The 17,518-nt window shown below is 54.2% G+C and carries 20 protein-coding genes; 1 reads left to right on the forward strand and 19 read right to left on the reverse strand.

Going from position 1 to position 17,518, the window contains the following annotated elements:
• Positions 1-9 precede the first annotated feature (9 nt).
• The 11 genes from EVJ24_RS05460 to bshB1 form a co-directional block, all read right to left on the reverse strand.
• Positions 10-1,197 (reverse strand): pyridoxal phosphate-dependent aminotransferase, encoded by a 1,188-nt coding sequence (locus EVJ24_RS05460; protein WP_131440157.1) that lies wholly within the window; start codon positions 1,195-1,197, stop codon positions 10-12.
• Between the two features lie 22 nt (positions 1,198-1,219).
• On the reverse strand, positions 1,220-1,699 hold the full coding sequence (locus EVJ24_RS05465) for a hypothetical protein (protein ID WP_131440158.1): 480 nt from the start codon (positions 1,697-1,699) through the stop codon (positions 1,220-1,222).
• Positions 1,696-1,881 carry a YpmA family protein gene (locus tag EVJ24_RS05470; protein WP_016509977.1) on the reverse strand — a complete coding sequence of 62 codons (186 nt, stop codon included), beginning with the start codon at positions 1,879-1,881 and terminating at the stop codon, positions 1,696-1,698. The genes EVJ24_RS05465 and EVJ24_RS05470 overlap by 4 nt, the downstream gene beginning before the upstream one ends.
• Positions 1,882-1,945: 64 nt before the next feature.
• A complete protein-coding gene (dinG, locus tag EVJ24_RS05475; RefSeq protein WP_131440160.1) occupies positions 1,946-4,756 on the reverse strand; it encodes an ATP-dependent DNA helicase DinG in 2,811 nt (936 codons plus the stop codon).
• Positions 4,757-4,872: 116 nt separating this feature from the next.
• On the reverse strand, positions 4,873-5,256 hold the full coding sequence (gene panD, locus EVJ24_RS05480) for an aspartate 1-decarboxylase (protein WP_131440162.1): 384 nt from the start codon (positions 5,254-5,256) through the stop codon (positions 4,873-4,875).
• Positions 5,257-5,261: 5 nt separating this feature from the next.
• Positions 5,262-6,092 carry a pantoate--beta-alanine ligase gene (gene panC, locus EVJ24_RS05485; protein ID WP_131440164.1) on the reverse strand — a complete coding sequence of 277 codons (831 nt, stop codon included), beginning with the start codon at positions 6,090-6,092 and terminating at the stop codon, positions 5,262-5,264.
• Positions 6,089-6,925 (reverse strand): 3-methyl-2-oxobutanoate hydroxymethyltransferase, encoded by an 837-nt coding sequence (panB, locus tag EVJ24_RS05490; RefSeq protein WP_131440166.1) that lies wholly within the window; start codon positions 6,923-6,925, stop codon positions 6,089-6,091. Before panB ends, panC begins: the two co-directional genes overlap by 4 nt.
• A gap of 214 nt (positions 6,926-7,139) precedes the next feature.
• Complete coding sequence (locus tag EVJ24_RS05495) at positions 7,140-8,102, reverse strand: biotin--[acetyl-CoA-carboxylase] ligase (protein ID WP_131440168.1); 963 nt, start codon at positions 8,100-8,102, stop codon at positions 7,140-7,142.
• Entirely contained in the window at positions 8,075-9,214 is a 1,140-nt protein-coding gene (locus tag EVJ24_RS05500; RefSeq protein ID WP_131440170.1) for a CCA tRNA nucleotidyltransferase, read from the reverse strand. Before EVJ24_RS05500 ends, EVJ24_RS05495 begins: the two co-directional genes overlap by 28 nt.
• On the reverse strand, positions 9,211-10,332 hold the full coding sequence (gene bshA, locus EVJ24_RS05505) for an N-acetyl-alpha-D-glucosaminyl L-malate synthase BshA (protein WP_131440172.1): 1,122 nt from the start codon (positions 10,330-10,332) through the stop codon (positions 9,211-9,213). The genes EVJ24_RS05500 and bshA overlap by 4 nt, the downstream gene beginning before the upstream one ends.
• Positions 10,329-11,012: a bacillithiol biosynthesis deacetylase BshB1 gene (bshB1, locus tag EVJ24_RS05510; RefSeq protein WP_131440174.1), complete on the reverse strand. Its 684-nt coding sequence runs from the start codon at positions 11,010-11,012 to the stop codon at positions 10,329-10,331. Before bshB1 ends, bshA begins: the two co-directional genes overlap by 4 nt.
• Positions 11,013-11,125: 113 nt before the next feature.
• Between bshB1 and EVJ24_RS05515 the strand changes: the two genes are divergently transcribed.
• Positions 11,126-12,001 carry a YitT family protein gene (locus EVJ24_RS05515; protein WP_016509982.1) on the forward strand — a complete coding sequence of 292 codons (876 nt, stop codon included), beginning with the start codon at positions 11,126-11,128 and terminating at the stop codon, positions 11,999-12,001.
• A gap of 283 nt (positions 12,002-12,284) precedes the next feature.
• Here the strand turns inward: EVJ24_RS05515 and EVJ24_RS05520 are convergent, their stop codons facing one another.
• The 8 genes from EVJ24_RS05520 to EVJ24_RS05555 form a co-directional block, all read right to left on the reverse strand.
• Positions 12,285-12,749 carry a GreA/GreB family elongation factor gene (locus EVJ24_RS05520; RefSeq protein WP_131440176.1) on the reverse strand — a complete coding sequence of 155 codons (465 nt, stop codon included), beginning with the start codon at positions 12,747-12,749 and terminating at the stop codon, positions 12,285-12,287.
• Positions 12,750-12,799: 50 nt separating this feature from the next.
• Positions 12,800-13,483, reverse strand: coding sequence for a zinc metallopeptidase (locus tag EVJ24_RS05525; protein ID WP_070327422.1), 684 nt, complete (start codon positions 13,481-13,483; stop codon positions 12,800-12,802).
• A 38-nt stretch (positions 13,484-13,521) separates the two neighbouring features.
• Positions 13,522-14,139 (reverse strand): DUF1405 domain-containing protein, encoded by a 618-nt coding sequence (locus EVJ24_RS05530; protein WP_131440178.1) that lies wholly within the window; start codon positions 14,137-14,139, stop codon positions 13,522-13,524.
• A gap of 87 nt (positions 14,140-14,226) precedes the next feature.
• Positions 14,227-15,021, reverse strand: a complete 795-nt coding sequence (locus EVJ24_RS05535; RefSeq protein ID WP_131440180.1) for a menaquinol-cytochrome c reductase cytochrome b/c subunit — start codon at positions 15,019-15,021, stop codon at positions 14,227-14,229.
• 33 nt (positions 15,022-15,054) lie between these two features.
• Positions 15,055-15,726 (reverse strand): menaquinol-cytochrome c reductase cytochrome b subunit, encoded by a 672-nt coding sequence (qcrB, locus tag EVJ24_RS05540; RefSeq protein WP_016509980.1) that lies wholly within the window; start codon positions 15,724-15,726, stop codon positions 15,055-15,057.
• Positions 15,727-15,742: 16 nt separating this feature from the next.
• Positions 15,743-16,246, reverse strand: a complete 504-nt coding sequence (locus EVJ24_RS05545; protein ID WP_131440182.1) for a QcrA and Rieske domain-containing protein — start codon at positions 16,244-16,246, stop codon at positions 15,743-15,745.
• Positions 16,247-16,356: 110 nt separating this feature from the next.
• The gene (locus EVJ24_RS05550) at positions 16,357-16,797 is read right to left on the reverse strand and encodes a DUF2487 family protein (RefSeq protein ID WP_071399659.1); all 441 of its coding nucleotides are present in this window, start codon (positions 16,795-16,797) and stop codon (positions 16,357-16,359) included.
• Positions 16,798-16,963: 166 nt separating this feature from the next.
• The gene (locus EVJ24_RS05555; RefSeq protein ID WP_131440184.1) at positions 16,964-17,497 is read right to left on the reverse strand and encodes a ReoY family proteolytic degradation factor; all 534 of its coding nucleotides are present in this window, start codon (positions 17,495-17,497) and stop codon (positions 16,964-16,966) included.
• Between the last annotated feature and the right edge of the window lie 21 nt (positions 17,498-17,518).

Genomic DNA, 17,518 nt, shown 5'->3' on the forward strand with positions numbered 1-17,518 from the left:
TCCTTTCGCTTATCGAGCGCTACTCTTGATAAAGTTTTCCACTCGATCGAGCGCTTCTAGTACTCGCTTCAATTCTGTTGCATAAGACAAGCGGACGTAATCATCCTGCCCAAAGCCCGATCCCGGCACGAGCGCGACGAATGCTTCACCGAGCACTGCTTCGCACCATGCGTCGACCGAGTCGTAGCCGCTCATCGATGCGGCTTGTTTGGCGTTGGCGTATAAGTAGAATGCCCCTTGCGGTTTTAGGCACGTGATGCCTGGTATGTTGATCAATCGCTCATAGACGATCTCGAGGCGCTCTTCAAATGAGACCCGCATCATCTCGACGTCATCTTGCGAGCCGTTGTACGCCTCGACGGCCGCCGCTTGGGCGATTGACGTCGGATTCGACGTCGAGTGCGATGCGAGGTTCGTCATCGCTTCGATAATCGTCTTGTCTCCGATCGCGTACCCGATGCGCCACCCGGTCATCGCATGTGACTTCGAGACCCCGTTGATGATGATCGTCCGCTCACGCATGTCAGGAAGCGTGGCGATCGAGACGAACTCGCTATCGCCATAGACGAGCTTCTCATAGATCTCGTCACTGACGACGAGCAGGTCGTGCCGTTTGACGACCTCGGCGAGCGCGACCAATTCTGACTCCGTATAGATCATACCGGTCGGGTTGGACGGGCTGTTCAAGATGACCGCTTTCGTCCGGTCTGTGATGGCGGCTTCAAGTGACTCTGGAGTCAGTTTGAACGTCGTCGCCTCTGTCGTCTCCACATAGACCGGGACACCGTCGGCAAGTTTCACTTGTTCCGGATAACTCACCCAATACGGGACCGGGATGATGACTTCATCACCTTCGTCGAGAATCGCTTGGAACAAGGCGTATAACGCATGTTTCGCCCCTGAGGCGACCATGACCTCGTTACGCTCGAACGTGAGGTCGCTGTCGCGTTTCGTCTTCTCGATGATGGCATCTTTTAAAGCGACCGTTCCGCCTGAAGGCGTATACTTCGTATCGCCGTCACGTGCAGCCTTGCATGCGGCCTCAATAATTCGTTCAGGCGTATTGAAGTCCGGCTCACCGGCCCCGAGCCCGATGACGTCTTGTCCCGAGGCTTTCAGCGCTTTTGCTTTCGCCGTGATCGCGAGCGTCGTTGAAGGTGTTAACTGTTTTACACGTCTTGCCAATAGATGTTCCATCGATATCCTCCTCTAATCTCGTTCAGTTCGAATCCGCCAGTTGGACCCGTCTTATAAAGTCTCCGGTTTGAAGCGTGTAATAGGAATACGTATACGTTGCCCCTGATTTCGTCACGACTTCGATGAGTGCACGCTCATCGAACCCGTACTTACAACTGACGAGCGTACCACCGGTCTCCTCGAGCGAATCGGCACAGACTTGATCTAAGTCGACAGACGCGATCTCACGTGTCTCGATTGGTTGCTTGCTGTCGACCGGCACGAACAGGACACGGTCCGTCTCCTCGAAGACGACGTACGGTTCCGTCCCGTTAAAGAGCTCAGCCCGTTCGATCTGGACTGTCGGCTGTTCGGCCTCAAGACGATCGCGCGCTTCCGCGATCATGTTTTGTTTTGTCCGTTCCGTATGACCGACCGTGAACCAATAAATCCCACTAAACACGATGACGACACCGATGAGTGCCGTCATAAGAGCAATCACTACTTTTGTCTTCCGCGTCATTCTGTCCGATAGATGGTGAACACCATCTCTTCTTTCTTCGGATCATTCACTTTTTTCTCTAGTGCAAGACCGAACATCAAATCTTGACTCTTCAGTGTACGATTCAATAGGTCGACGATTTTGTACACGTCTGCCGTCGGCTCGATCCGAACGGTCGCGAGCGTCTCAATATTCGAATTCATGTTTACTCCTCCTTCAAAACACTATACCCATCATTATAAAGCGATAATTTCACGCTGCCTAGCGTTATCTCTGATTTCCTAGAGTCGTCTCTTCTTTCTCATCTAAAAACAGTTCGAGCTCGGCCAGTGACGTCTCAAGCGATCCTTCGATCCGGTCGACGGCCGGGAGACTATTGAGAAACTGTTTCCCGTAACGCGTCGTCTCGACGCGGCGGTCGAAGACGAAGATGGCGCCGTAATCCTCTTTCGAGCGAATGAGGCGACCGACGCCTTGTTTAAAGCGGATGACCGCTTGCGGAAGTGACAGTTCGAAAAACGACGACTTCCCGGTCGCTTCAATTTTTTCAGACCGCGCCTGAATGACTGGTTGGTCGGGCGGGGCGAACGGGAGACGCACGATGACGAGGCAGGTGAGCGCTTCTCCCGGGATATCGACCCCTTCCCAAAAGCTGGCCGTCCCGAACAAAATCGACTGATCGATTCGTTTGAACTGCTTCGTCAAACGGCTGCGCGAGCCGCCGCTGACGCCTTGGGCAAGCAACGTATACGCGTCGTCTAGCTGATGTCTCACCGCCTCGTGCGTCAAACGTAACAGTTCGTTCGACGTGAACAAGACGAGCATGCGTCCTTTCGTCACGTTAGCAATCCGGGCAATCGAAGCGGCGATTTGATCGACGAAATGCGGTAACGGCACTTCGTTGATCAACGGGATGTCTGACGGGACGAACAATTTCGCCTGTTTCTTGAAGTCAAACGGCGAAGCGAGGACGACCCGTCTCACATCCTGACCGTCGAGACCGAGCCTGCGCTCGATAAAACCGAAGCGACCGGACACGGTCATCGTCGCCGACGTCAAAATCGTCGGCCGTTTCGCAAACAAGCGCTCATGGAGCAACGGTCCGATTTCGACCGGTTGCGTATAGACCGAGGTCAATTTGCGGTTGGCCAAATTCAACTCGACCCAACTGACAGCGTCGTCGTCGCGGGTGAGCATCGTTTCATACAGCACGCTCTCAATCTCCCGCACGTCCCCGATGAACGCCTTCAAGTCACCGATCACGGCGCGTTGCTTGAACGTCATATGCTCTTTATGCTCATCGAGAAGACGAAGCATCTGCCGGAGCGACATCCGAAGCGTCCGTAAACGGTTCTCAAGCCGCTTCGCCACTTCACGGATCGGTCGGAACACGTCACCTTCCCGTTCGAAGCGAACGGTTTGCCGTTGATCTTTTTTCTTGCCGAGCGACTGGAGTGCCGTCAACAGGTCGTCTAGTTCGACATCGACTTGGGCTAACGCCTGGTCGGTCTCTTTACTGAACGCTTCCGTCTCTTCGGACACGGACGTCAAGTCGGCAAGTTGCAGCAGCCGGGAGTGGAACTTCCCGTCGGCCCCGTAGCCGAACCATTTGAATAAGCGATCGAACTGGATCGCGTCGAACGTGACACCGAAATGATGTGAGGCGACCTCTTCGACTTGATGCGCCTCGTCCAAGATGAGCGGCGTGTCGGTCGGAAGAATCCCGGCCTGATGCTGCAAATCCGAGAAGAGCAACGCGTGATTCGTGACGATGATGTCCGCCTCTTTCGAACGCAGGACGGCCCGCGTGAAGAAGTCACGGCTATACCAAGGATCGAAGCGGCCGAAATCCGTTGCCGCGTCGGCTTGAATGAGCCGTTTGAACGAAGCCGGTCCTTGTGTCGCCGCTCCAGGGAGTGACAACTCTTCCAAGTCCCCTGTCTCCGTCTCGGTCAACCAGACGAGCACCATCGCCTTACACATCGCCGAGAGCATCCCGTCATTCGTCTCCTCGAGCACCATCTCAAACTTCCGAAGATCGATATAGTTGCGTCTTCCTTTCAAAAGCGTGAACTCGATTTCCGGGAAGATGGCTTTTAAGATCGGCAAGTCCCGGTTGAGCAGCTGTTCTTGTAATTGGATCGTATGCGTGCTGACGACGACCGGGCGTTTCGTCTCAAGGGCGTGATGCGCGCTTGGGATCAAGTAGGCTAACGTCTTGCCTGTGCCGGTCCCGGCCTCGATGAGAAGCGTCGCCTCATCGTCGAGCGCTTTATAGACGTGCCGCATCATCTCGAATTGACTTTGTCTCGGTTCGAATTGGTCGAACAGTGACGGAAGCGTCTCTTCGATCGTCCGATGAAGGAACGGTTCGAACGGTTCGCGCTCGACCGCCGGCTCAAACGAATCAGTCAGGCGACGGAGTGCGATTTTCCGGTGGATATCGTACGTCGTCTCGTCATCTGGACGAATACCGATCTCGACGATGAGATCATCGAGCAATGGCTCGATGTTGCTCGTCCACGACTCGGACAGACGGCGCAACTGTTTTAGCGTCACGACCGGTAGCGTCCGCAGACGATTGAGTTGTTGAATAAACAACTCCGCGGTCGCCTCGGCGTCGCTGAGGGCGCGGTGCGCGTCCGTGTGCACCAAGTCGAACGTGTCGGCGAGTGACTCGAGCGCGTGGCTTTCAAGTGTCGGATACAAGATGCGCGCGAGTTCGACCGTATCGATGGCCCGCCCTTGGAAAGGTAAATATCCTGCCAGTTCTAAACTCTCATTTAAAAAATTCAAATCAAACGAAACGTTGTGGGCAACGAACACTCGCCCATCTAACATCTTCCAAATATCAGGGATGACGTCTTCAAACGCCGGAGCGGACGCCACATCCTGATCTGTTATCGTCGTCAACTGCGTGATAAAAGGAGGGATTGGACGACTCGGTCGAATCAACGTACTGTAGCGCTCAATCACTTCACTACCTTGTACGACCACCGCCGCGAATTCAATCAGTTCATCGCCGGATTTGACGGAATGACCGGTCGTCTCTAAATCCACTATCACATAAGTGTCCATAACATCCATCCCATCTTCGGCACGCTCGTGCTTTCTGTCTCTTTCTGTCTGTCTCATCTTACCATAGAACGATGCACGAAAAAACGGGGTTGCCTCTAAGGGCATCCCCGCTCTGTTCATAGAATCGTATGTGCGATTTCTTCATACAATAGTTGATCGACTTCGTTGCGATCGTTCAACACCGCAACTTTCGGACGATGCGATTTCGCCTCTTCAGCCGTCATCTGACCGTAGGCCATGATGATGACGACATCGCCGACTTGGAAATGGCGGGCCGCTGCTCCGTTTAAGCAGATGACGCCTGAACCGCGCTCACCCTTGATGACGTATGTCTCAATGCGGGCGCCGTTATGGTTGTTCGTGATGTGGACGTGCTCATTTTCCATAATCCCGACCGCGTCCATCAAATCTTCATCGATCGTAATCGAGCCGACGTAGTGTAAGTTCGCCTCGGTCACGGTCGCCTTGTGTAGCTTGGCGTGCATAAATGTTCGAATCATTTGATTCACCCTCTCTTCCAAATCATATTATCAATCAAGCGGGCGCGTTCAAACTGCACCGCCACTGCAATCAACAGTTCTGTCGACGAGTCTGTCACTTTCGAAAGCGTCGGATAGTCGACCAGTTCGACATAGTCGATCGTACTGTTCGGGATGGCCGACAGCCGTTCGACGAGTCGTTCTTGTACCGACGTGATCGCGTCCCCTTCAGTCAACGCGTCACGCGCCTCGATGAGTGCTCGATTGATGTCGCTCGCGTCAATCCGTTCCGTTTCAGACAAGTAGACGTTACGCGACGACTTGGCGAGTCCCGAGTCCTCACGAATGATCGGACAGCGGATAATCTCGACCGGCACGAAATAGTCCCGGACGTATCCTTCGATCAGTGCGACTTGTTGGGCGTCCTTCAAGCCGAAGTAAGCACGCGTCGGCCGCACCAAGTTGAACAGTTTTGAGACGACCGTCAACACACCGTCAAAATGACCGGGCCGGCTGGCGCCGCATAGGACGTCGGCTCCGGTACGCACCGTCACGCGCGCCATATCGAGCGGATACATCGTCGCGGTATCTGGATAAAATAGTACGTCTACCCCCGCTTCTCGCGCCAACTGTTCGTCCCGTTCAAAATCTCTCGGATAACGATCGAGGTCTTCATTCGGCCCAAATTGGGTCGGATTGACGAAGATGCTCATGACGACGCGATCATTCTCGCGTTTGGCCGCCTCGACGAGACTCAAGTGTCCTTCATGCAGGTAACCCATCGTCGGCACAAAGCCGACGGTCAACCCGTCGGACAGAGTTTCACGTAACGACATCGGATCGGTGACGATCCTCATGCTTTGCCACCGTACAACGTGTCGAGCAGCGTCTCATCCATCGTGAACGTGTGGCGCTCGAGCGGGAACGAGCCGTCTTTCGTCGCTTGGACGTAAGAGCCGATCGCACTCGTCGCGACCGCGTTCACATCGGCGTACGCCTCGACAAATTTCGGGAGACGGTCGACGCCATACTTCAAGACGTCGTGATAGACGAGCACTTGGCCGTCGACGTCGGCACCGGCACCGATCCCGATGACCGGGATCTGAAGCGCTTCGGCGATTTTTTTAGCGAGTTGATGCGGGACACACTCGAGGACGAGCATTTTCGCCCCGACCCGTTCGGCCTCGAGGCTGTCGTTGATCAATTGCTCGGCATCTTCAAGCGACTTCCCTTGGACTTTATAGCCTTCGAGCACACCGACCGATTGTGGCGTGAGTCCGAGATGGGCGACACACGGCATGCCGACTTTCGTCAACCGTTCGATCGTCTCGAGCACTTCGCCTGCCCCTTCAAGTTTGATGGCGTCGGCGTGTCCGTCTTGGAACAATGTCGCCGCCGCTTGAAGCGTTCGGTCGAAATCACCGTGATACGTCGCGAACGGCATATCGACGACGACGAACGTGTCCTTCGCCCCGCGGCGCACCGCTTTGGCATGGTGGACCATATCATGAATCGTCACCGGGATCGTCGAGTCGTAACCGAGCACGACCATTCCTAGTGAGTCTCCGACGAGAATGATGTCCACTCCCGCCGCTTCGGCCAATTTCGCCGACGGATAATCGTAAGCGGTCAACATGACCAACTTCTCTTCTTGCTTCATCTTTTTCAATAATGAAGTCATCGTATGCATATGCTCTCCTCCTAAATGTGGAGACAGGAAAGGAAAAACGCCTTCTTACACGATTGGCAAGAAGGCGCACGAAAACGAACTCAAGGTTGAGTGTCCTTCTGTCCCTGTCAAAATGATCAAGGCAGACAATTAACTAAAACGACGGTCTGCAATTCCGGTACACTTCTTGCGATAGCGTCCGACACGTTCATTATAGACCACGAATACGTTTCCATCAATCATTCCAGACTGCGATTTCAGCAGAATAGATGGCTTCGATGGCACCATGACGCTCGAGCAGGAGCGCCCCCTGTTCTGAGATGCCGCGCATGATACCGCGTTTAGACTCCCCCGAGGCGGTCAACGTCACTTCTTCATTCAAATAAGCGGCGTGCTCTAGCCAGTTGTCGCGGACGGGGCCGAACCCGGATTCGAGCAACGCGTCATATTCGGTCTCGAGCTCGGCCAATAGATCGGCGAGCACTTCACTGCGTCGTAATGCGACGCCCGTCTCCAATTTGATCGACGTCGCCCGGTGAACCAAGTCAGTCGGGATCGACTCCGTATTGACGTTCAATCCGAAGCCGAGGATGACGGCTTGGATGCGGTCGCCTTCAGTTTGCATCTCGGTCAAAATCCCGCCGATCTTCTTCCCGTTCACGAGCAGGTCGTTCGGCCATTTGATAAATGCCGGGACGCCTTGTTGCCTTAGCGACCGGGCGAAAGCGCTCGCCGCCATGAGCGTCAGCTTCGACGCTTCCCGAATCGGCAGCGCCGGACGAAGGATGATACTAGCCGCGATATTGACGTGGCTCGGGTTGTGCCAACTGCGCCCAAGTTGGCCGCGCCCTGCCGTCTGTTCTTCGCTGATGACGAGCGTCCCTTCAAGCGCCCCTTTTTGGGCAAATTCGTGGGCGATGCGCTGCGTCGTGTCGACTTGGTCGTAGGCGTAGACGTGTTGCCCGAACCGGCCGTGCCGGAAAGAGACGAACGCCGGTTCATCGAGCCGGTCCGTCCGTCCGAACAGTTGATACCCTTTACGCGGGATCGTTTCGATGTCGTAACCGTCTTGTTTTAACGTCTCGATGTGTTTCCAAATGGCGGTACGTGAAATATTTAATTGGCGGGCCAATTCCTGCCCGCTCCACACCGCCCCGTCTTGGAGCAAGTTTAAGACCTTTCCTCTCGTTGAAGCCACATGACCGCCTCCTCTCGTAACGTTTGTTCCTCGTTAGCTAACTCGCCGAGGACGACGCGCCGTTCGAGGTCGGCGAGCAAGTGCTTGATCCGTGCGCCGCTCGCCCCTACCTGTAGCGCATCGCGACCGTCGAACCGGAGCTCCCGCCGTGACTGGATCGGGAGCACACGTTTTAAGGCGTCGGACGATTCCGTGCTCCCGGTCATCCGCAAATACGTCTCGAGCGTCGCTTGATCCGTCTCATATACGGTGAGCGTATCGAGCCCGGAGTCGAACAGGTTGGCCAATACGCCCGCTTCCCGCTTCAAGGCGTTCGAACGCTTCCATGGCGAGAGCCAACGGATGTCTCCGGCGTGATAGACGAATAGCGCCCAGCCTCCGACCGCGTTGATCGGTGCCCGTCTGTCGGCGACGACACGATGGACGAGCTGTTTGGACACGTCAGGTAAGTACTGATGGATGCCGAGCTCGACAAGGTCGGTCAGCGCCCGGCGGTAAGCAGGTCCCGTCATCAACTTCTCGAACTCGATGGCGATGCGTTCCATCGCGATGTCTTGCAATTTGTGGCCGAGCGTCCGCGCCGCGTTCCGCACATCATCAGCGAGCGTGAAGTCGAGCTGGGACATGAACCGAAACGCACGCATGATCCGGAGCGCGTCTTCGTTGAAGCGTTCATACGGGCTCCCGACGGTACGGATGATCCGCGCCTCGAGGTCAAGCCGGCCGCCGAACAAGTCGACGACGTTGCCGTCATGGAACGCCATCGCGTTCATCGTGAAGTCGCGGCGCAACATGTCCTCTTCGAGCGTGACGCCGAGCGAGACGTGGTCGGGGCGTCGCGAGTCCGAATACGTCCCTTCCGAACGGAACGTCGTCACCTCGAACGGATGATGATCGAGGATGACCGTGACCGTCCCGTGATCGATTCCGGTCGGGACCGATTTCGGGAACAATTTCATGACGTCTTCCGGGAACAACGACGTCGCGATATCGATGTCGTCGGGAAGCGTGCCGCGCACGTAGTCACGAACGGCACCGCCGACGATGTACGCCTCGCCCCCGTGGTCGTTGATTTTTTTTATGATTTGTTTCGCATACTCCCATTCTGTCATCGGCGCACCACCTGTTCGTATAGTCGTTCATATTGCGTGACGATGTCTTTAGACCCGAACTGTCTCGCTTTCACGAGACCGCCGGCACGCAGTTTCGCATGGAGCGCATCGTCGAGCAAGATTGCTTCGAGCGCGGTCGTGGCCGCTGTGACGTCGCCGCGCGCGACGACAAAACCGTCCACTCCGTCCGTGATCACTTCCGGCAAGCCCCCGGCATCGCTGACGACCGATGGGACGCCTGTCGCTAACGCCTCGAGAGCGACGAGACCGAACGCCTCTTTGTCCGACAACAGAAGATGGACGTCGCTGATCGACAACAACGCCGCGACTTGCTCTTGTTTCCCGGCGAAGATGACACTGTCTTCGAGCGCCATCTCGCTCACAAGTCGACGCATCGCCCCCATGAGCGGTCCGTCACCGACGAGGAGCAACTTCTTGCCCGGGACGTTCATCCGCTGGAACGCCTCGAGCACGAGGTCGATCCGCTTCACTTGTCGGAAGTTCGAGATATGGATGACGACGCGGTCGGCTACTGACAAGCCGTAACGTTCACGGAGCGACGGCTCGGCTTGCGGCTGATAAACCGATTCGTCGATAAAGTTATGGATGACATCGATCTCAAGGCCTGCATCGATGCGCTCAAGCGTCTCGCGCTTCAAACTGTCGGACACGGCCGTGATCGCGTCCGACTGGCGTAAACCGTACAGGATCGCCGGTTTCAACTCTTCATCTTCCCCGAGCACCGTAATATCGGTGCCGTGGAGCGTCGAGACGATCGGCGTCTTGCTCTCGGCCATCTCGCGTCCGAGCGCGGCACAAACCGCATGGGGCACCGCATAGTGCGCGTGGATGACGTCGAGGCCGAACGCACGGATGACGCTCGCGATCTTCGAGGCGAGCGTGATATCGTACGGCGGATAGCGGAACACCGAGTACTGGTTGATCTCGACTTGGTGGAACGTGATGTTCGGATGATACGCATTCAACCGGAACGGGATGCTCGACGTGATGAAATGGACGTCGTGCCCCCGGTCGGCGAGTTTCATCCCGAGCTCGGTCGCGAGGATGCCTGAACCCCCGACCGACGGATAACAGAGGACTCCGATACGTAGCTTCATGCGAGCTCACCCGCCCGCGTGACGACGTATGGTTTGACGGTCATGAGCCCTTCGGCGTAGTCCGTGCCGATCAAGCTACCGAAGTGACGGTCGCGCGCGACGACGCGGTCGACGTACGCATCGGTCAATGGTGTGTCGACGCCGTCAACAGGTGTGAACTGACTTGCGTATGACGTCAACGCGTCCACTTTTTTATCGAGCGTCGCCGTGATGTCGATGCAGACGTCCGGTCGCACGTGGGCGTTGATCATGTATTGATAGACGCTGTCCGGACGGTAAGCCGGGACGTCAGACATATATTTGCGAATCCCGGCGTTGAACAGCGCCTCTTCGACGAGACGGGCGCACGCCCCGTGGTCGGGATGGCGGTCGACGCCGTACGGATAGAGCAGATGCGTCGGTCGTTCGGTCCGGATCAAGCGGACGAGCGTTTCAATTTGGTCGGCTGTCCCGAGCAGGCCACGGTCAGGGAAACCGAGATTGATGCGACGGACGCCAAGAATTCTATCGGCTGTCGCCGCTTCCTGTGCCCGCGTGACGACATCGCCGTTCGACGACAGTTCGGCCCGCGTCAAATCGACGTACAGGACGGGGATGTGATCACCCGTCCACTGGGCCGTCATGCCGGCGATGCCGATTTCGATATCGTCCGGATGGGCCCCGATTGCTACTATTTTCATAAAAAATCACCTCTTCTGTGAAAAGTATATCGGACTCACTGGCGAATGTCATATGTTCAGGGTAGGCAATCCACAGGTTTTTCGAGTACGCTTATGGATGGGAGGTGAACCACATGACGGTACAATTACCGATTCGGTTTCGCAATATATTCTTTATTCTCATCGGTTCATTCATTTTTGCGTTCGGCGTGTTTCATTTTAACGTCCAAAACAACTTGGCCGAAGGCGGTTTCACCGGGATCACGTTGATTCTGCGCGGCTTGTTCGGTTGGTCGCCATCGATCACGAACTTGGCGCTCAATCTGCCGCTCTTCTTCGTCAGCTACAAGCTGCTCGGGCGGACGACGTTCATCTATACGCTCGTCGGGACGTTCAGCTTTTCGCTCTGGTATGGGCTGATCGCCAAGTACTCGAACCTCGTCATCGATTTGACCGATGACATGGTGCTCGCGAGTTTATTCGCAGGTCTGTTCATCGGCGTCGGTCTCGGCATCATTTTCAACAACGGCGGGACGACCGGGGGCATCGATATTATCGCTCGCCTCGTCCAACGTTACGTCGGTTGGTCGATCGGCAAGACGTTCCTCGTGTTCGACTTTTTCGTCATCGTCCTCAGTTTGACGTATCTCGACATCCGCGAGGCGATGTATACGCTCCTTGCCGTTTATATCGGCGCCCGCGTCATCGATTCGATGCAGGAAGGCACATATGCCGGTAAGGCCGCGATGATCATCAGCGACCACCGGACCGCCATCGCCGACGGCATCCACGCGACGATGAACCGCGGGACGACCCGTCTGCTCGCGAAAGGCGGCTATTCGAATAAAGAGCTCGAAGTGATTTACGTCGTCGTCGGACGCAACGAGGTCAACCGCCTCAAGACGATCGTCAAACAGATCGACCCGCACGCTTTCGTCACGTTCCATCACGTATACGAAGTCGGCGGCGAAGGGTTCACGTTCGACGAGAATCGAGTTCCTTTGAAATAAATCACACCAAATTGGGCTTTACTGAACGAAAATGAAGACTATATTATCTCTTACGAGTCTAAGAAAAACTCAGATAAGAAAGTATTAACCTCAGTTGTTCCACGCGACTTCAATGGACAATTTTAGTTTTCGAAGACATGTTAAACTCACCACGACTTGAAATAAGATTGAGTCATCACCTAATAGATTGATAAGAAAGAGGCCACCTAGAGCGACTTGTTTGCTCCAGGTGGCCTCTTCTCATTGGAAAAAAACCGGCTCGTTCTGTCTCCACTTCGTTTTATCATCGTTCGATCCGTTTGACTTCAAAGTAAAGGGCACCGCCCGGCGAATCGATACTAGCCGTCTCCCCGACTCGTTTTCCGATCAAGCCGCTTCCGAGCGGGGACGAGACCGAGATCGTCCCGTTCGCCAAATCAGCCTCGAGCTCACCGACGATCCGATACGTCTCGTCCTCACCGTCCGGCAGTTCCCGGATCCATACCTCCACTCCGAAACCGACGCGATCCGTTGGCATTTCCTCCTCGATCATCGCGTCGGCAAGCACGCGCTCGAGTTCAACAATTTTCGCCTCGATGCGCTCCTGTTCCCGGATCGCCTCAAAGTACGTCACGTCTTCTCTAAAGTCACAAAATTTGCGCGCCGTCTTCACTCGTTCGAGCGCCTCGCTCCGACCGCTTCCGCGGAGCGACTCGAGCTGTTCGATGAGACGGAGACGGCCTGACTTCGTCAACTGTGGTTTTGCCATACAATTACCCTCCTCATACAAAAAAATCCCGTCAGTCGACGGGATCGATTCTATTCATCGCGTGGCATAAAGACGATCAGTGCGAGACGGATCAGTTCGGCAACCGCGACAAGTGTCGCTGCGACATAAGTCCAAGCAGCTGCGTTCAACACTTTACGGGCACCTGACTCTTCCGTCGCGGTCACGATCCCGTGGCTCGTCAGTTCGGCCATGGCGCGTTTCGAGGCGTCAAATTCGACCGGGAGCGTGACGAGTTGGAACAAGACCGCCCCGAGCATCATGACGACACCGAGCTGGGCGAGTCCCATCGCGCCTAAGAGGAAACCTCCTATGAGCAACGGGAACGACAAGTTTGACGTGATGTTCACGACCGGCACGAGCCGATGGCGGACACGCATCATCTTATAGTCCGTCGCGTCTTGGACGACGTGACCGATCTCATGGGCCGCAATCGCTGCCGACGAGATCGTTGATCCTTGATACACTTCGCGCGACAAGCGGACGACTTTATGCGTCGGGTCGTAATGGTCACTCATCAAACCGTCGACCATCTCGATGCGGACATCGTGCACACCGTTTTGTTTCATGATGAAGTCAGCGACTTGAGCGCCGGTGACACCGCTTTGAAGTGGTTGTTGTAAAAACTTTTTGTACGTACTTTTCACTCGCATCTGGGCCCATAACGGGATGAGCATGATCAGCGCGAGATAGAAAATATAGCCACCTAATGACATTTTCTATATCACCTCTGCGTATATTTGATATCTCGATTTTACATTCTTATGAACTTATTATCAAGCGAAGCGCGCAGGATGAGTCGGTATCCCACAAAAAAACATATTCCCGTCAACCAGAATGACCCGTAGCCGATCCACATGATATGCTCGGCGAGCGACGGATAACGCGGCCATTGTCCGAGCACGTAGTCGACGACGTCGTTATGGATGACCCAGATGAGCGTCAAGACGAACGATGACACAGTCCAACGCATGAACGGGGCGTATAGAAACGCCTGGACCGCCATCGCACCGTGAGACAGCATGAGCATGACGGCCATGAGCACGATGAACGTATCCGCGTCGTCTCCTAGCTTCATGAGGAACAAAACGTTCATGACGACGGCCCAGACCCCGTACTTGATGAGTGTGATGAAGGCGAGCGTCTCGATGAGCGGTGAGCTTTTTTTGAGCAGCCACAGCGCCAGCACGATTGTGAAAAATAGTGACGCTGTCGGGCTGTCCGGTACGAACGGCCAATAGATGAGCGGCGTGTCCCGTAGCTGCGGTTCATACCAGACGTATCCGTAAATCGTGCCGAGCAGATTGACGATGAAGAGGAATGTTAAAACGGCTTTATGTTTTAGAAAGGGAAGCAACAGCGTATAGTTCATGAAATCATTCCGTCCTTTTTTCTTTATTGTAGCTTGTGTGACCGATAAGTAAAAGAGTGTAGCCCATAAAGGACTACACTCGATTGCTTACTGGTTATTTTCGCCGCCTTCACCGTATGACGCGATGAATTCAGACATGGCTTGGAGGTCTTCATCCGAGCCGTCCCACTGACCGGCCGGCATCGTACCGACACCGTTGACCGCGATCTCCGCGATCTCTTCAGCCGTGTAGGCCGTTCCGATCAGTCCGGGAGCTGCCGCCCCGCCCTCGAGGTTTTGACCGTGGCAGTTCACACAAGATTGGGCTGCATAAATCTCATAGCCAGGTGCGGCTGTGTCGATTTCAGGTCCTTCGCCTGGAACTTCAAGAATCCCTTGCTCATGAACTTGATCCCAATGCGTCGTTTGAACAGATTCCCACGTCAAGTACATGATCGAGAGAATCCCGAGCAGCATGAAACTGATCGCGACCGGTCGTTTGGCCGGACGACGTTCAAGCCCTTGGTCAAGCCACGGTGCGATTAAGAGAGCCGTGAACGCGACTCCAGGCAAGATGACCGTTCCAAGAAGAATCCAATCTCCCGCCGCGAATTGGTACTTGAGCAATTGATACAAGAACAAGAAATACCAGTCCGGTAACGGAATGTATGACGTGTTCGTTGGATCGGCAATATTTTGGAGCGGTGCTGCCTCGACGATCGTCAAGGCGATGAATCCGATCAAGAAGACCGAACCGACCATCCACTCTTTAAGCAAGAAGTTCGGCCAGAACGCTTCAGTGCGTCCTGGATATTCAGAATAGTCTTTAGCAATATTTTGTTTCCGATTCCCGATTCCTACTCGAGAGTCGGTTACAAATTTCATCCCTTTACCGCGATGCATATCGTTTCTCCTCCTTTTTGTCTTCGAATCGGCTTATAGCGGTCCAGAAATTCCTTGTTTACGAATCATCAGGAAGTGGGCTCCGAGGAGTCCGAACAAGGCCGCCGGTAAGAAGAAGACGTGAATGGCGAAGAAGTTCGTGAGCGTCCGTGCCCCGACGATCTCACCACCGGCGAGAAGGGTCTTGGCGATTCCACCAATGACAGGAACACTTTCGGCAATTTGAAGCGTAACTTTCGTTGCGAACAACGCTTTCATATCCCAAGGCAACAAGTAACCTGTAAGACCGAGCGCCAAGACGACGAAGAACAAGAGGACTCCGACGACCCAGTTGAGTTCGCGTGGTTTCTTATAAGATCCGGTGAAGAACACGCGGAGCGTGTGTAAGAACAACATGACGATCGCGACCGACGCGCCCCAATGGTGCATCCCACGAACGATTTGTCCGTGTGCGATTTCGTTCTGTAAGTAATACACCGATGCGTGGGCATTGATGATATCTGGAACGTAGTACATCGTCAAGAACATCCCTGACAGAATTTGAATCACGACCGTGAAAAATGTCAGACCGCCGAAGCAATAAACAAATGCTGAAAAGTGATGGGCAGGGTTGACGTGTTCCGGTACTTCATGGTCAGCGATGTCGCGCCATAACGGCGTGATGTCGACGCGTTCATCGACCCAATCATAAATTTTTTGTAACATCGACTATTTCCCCCTCTCACAACTGTGCGACTGGACTGCCCAAGTATAGGAAGCCGTCTTTTTCTTCTTTTTCATAGCGTGCCAGCGGTGATGTCGGAGGTGTACCCGGAATGTTCGTTCCGTCTTTTTCGTAACGTCCGAAGTGACACGGACAGAAAAATTCTGACGGTCTTGTCGGATCTCCACCATAAGCTACTTGACAGCCAAGATGCGTACAGATTGGAGAGAGTGCAACTACTTCACCGTTCTCGTCTTTGAACACCCATGCTGAAAGTGTTTCTTCAAATTCATACCAAGCGTCTTGCGTTTGTTTTTTAAAGTCGACACGTTGCGGCTCAGTCGTGATGTCGTCAAGACTCATGACCTTCACTTTGTCGCCCGCATCCGATTTTTTCAAGACCGGATCGATCGCAAAGTTGACCATCGGACTGATCAATGTTGCCGCCATAAAGCCACCTACACCAGTTAACGTATACGTTAAGAACTGACGGCGTGTGACTTTTGACCCATTTTGAGCCATTTGGTTCCCCCCTCATTCGTGTGCATAACCCCATAATTCTTTATGCATTCTTCACAAAAATTTCTCACTCACCAAAATAGTATATCAATAAAACCTCTACGTCAACCGCTTCATGTCGCCATCCAACGGCCCGAAAGCTCTGTAATGACTTGTGTCGCAAAATTTTGGACCATCGTGTGCGACTGCTCCCCCGACATGCCTTTCAAGGCAAGCGGCGGAACGAATATGATCGGTAACTCAAACGCTTTGAAGCGAACGTCTGAAGAGATGAACAACACGTGGGCAAACCCGGCCGTCGTTGCTTTTGCCATGACTGCGCATGCAAGTTCGTACCCGGCCTCGACATCGAGATAGCTAAGCGTCGGATTCAGCATCGTCCGCCCAGACAGCTGTCGTTCGGTTTCAAGCGCCACCGCTTGGACGACCTCGTAGCTTTCGGCTTTACGCACCATCTCCTCATCAAACGCCAGTTCGACGAGTGGGACGATGAGCGTATCGACGTATTGGCGTTCGGTCAGCGATTTCAACGCATCCATGCCATCGAACCTCATCTTCCTCCTCCTCTCTTTAGAAGACATACATCATCATGTCCATTGTAGCGTACCTACATTCGCTTCCTATCGAAAGTTATGAACGAAGTGTGAAATTATTGTGTATTCCTACGTCATTAATATACCAAAAAACAAGCGCTTTCCATAACGGAAGCGCTTGTTTTTTCTAAAATAATTTCGATGCTCTCACTTGATGAAGTTTGCTCGTCAAATTACGAAACAGCTTCTCGTCCCGGCGATCAAGCGCCTCGTCGATCTCGACGAGCAGACGCTCTTCCTCGAACTGGGCGACCGATGCTCGAATGACCGTCTGGGCCGAGCTCGTCACTTCGTCTTTAATCTCGGCGACGGGCTCAAACGGATTGAGCTCGACGATGTCGATCCAACTCTCATCAATCATCATCCCTTGAAAGTTTAGTTCGACATAAATCGTCCCGTCGTGGAGCCGAATGTCATGGTACGCCTTTTCCGGATTGACCGTGATGAGGTCACCTCGTCGGTAACGGAACGGTTCCCCTTCGAAGCCGTACGCCGTCATGACGAGGCTGCGCGGTGAAACCGAGGCGTTCGTCACGAAATGAACGTTCCCAAGTTTTTCAGGATGTCTAAGCCAATAATCAATGATCCATTTGGCCTCTCGCTTACGAAGCGTATGATGAGCGAGGAATCGCTTTAAAAAAATCTTTTTCCGCTCGACCATATGACCCCATCTCCTTTATAT

This window comes from Exiguobacterium sp. SH1S21 (assembly GCF_004337175.1).
In the GTDB taxonomy this organism is placed as follows: Bacteria; Bacillota; Bacilli; order Exiguobacteriales; family Exiguobacteriaceae; genus Exiguobacterium; species Exiguobacterium aurantiacum_A.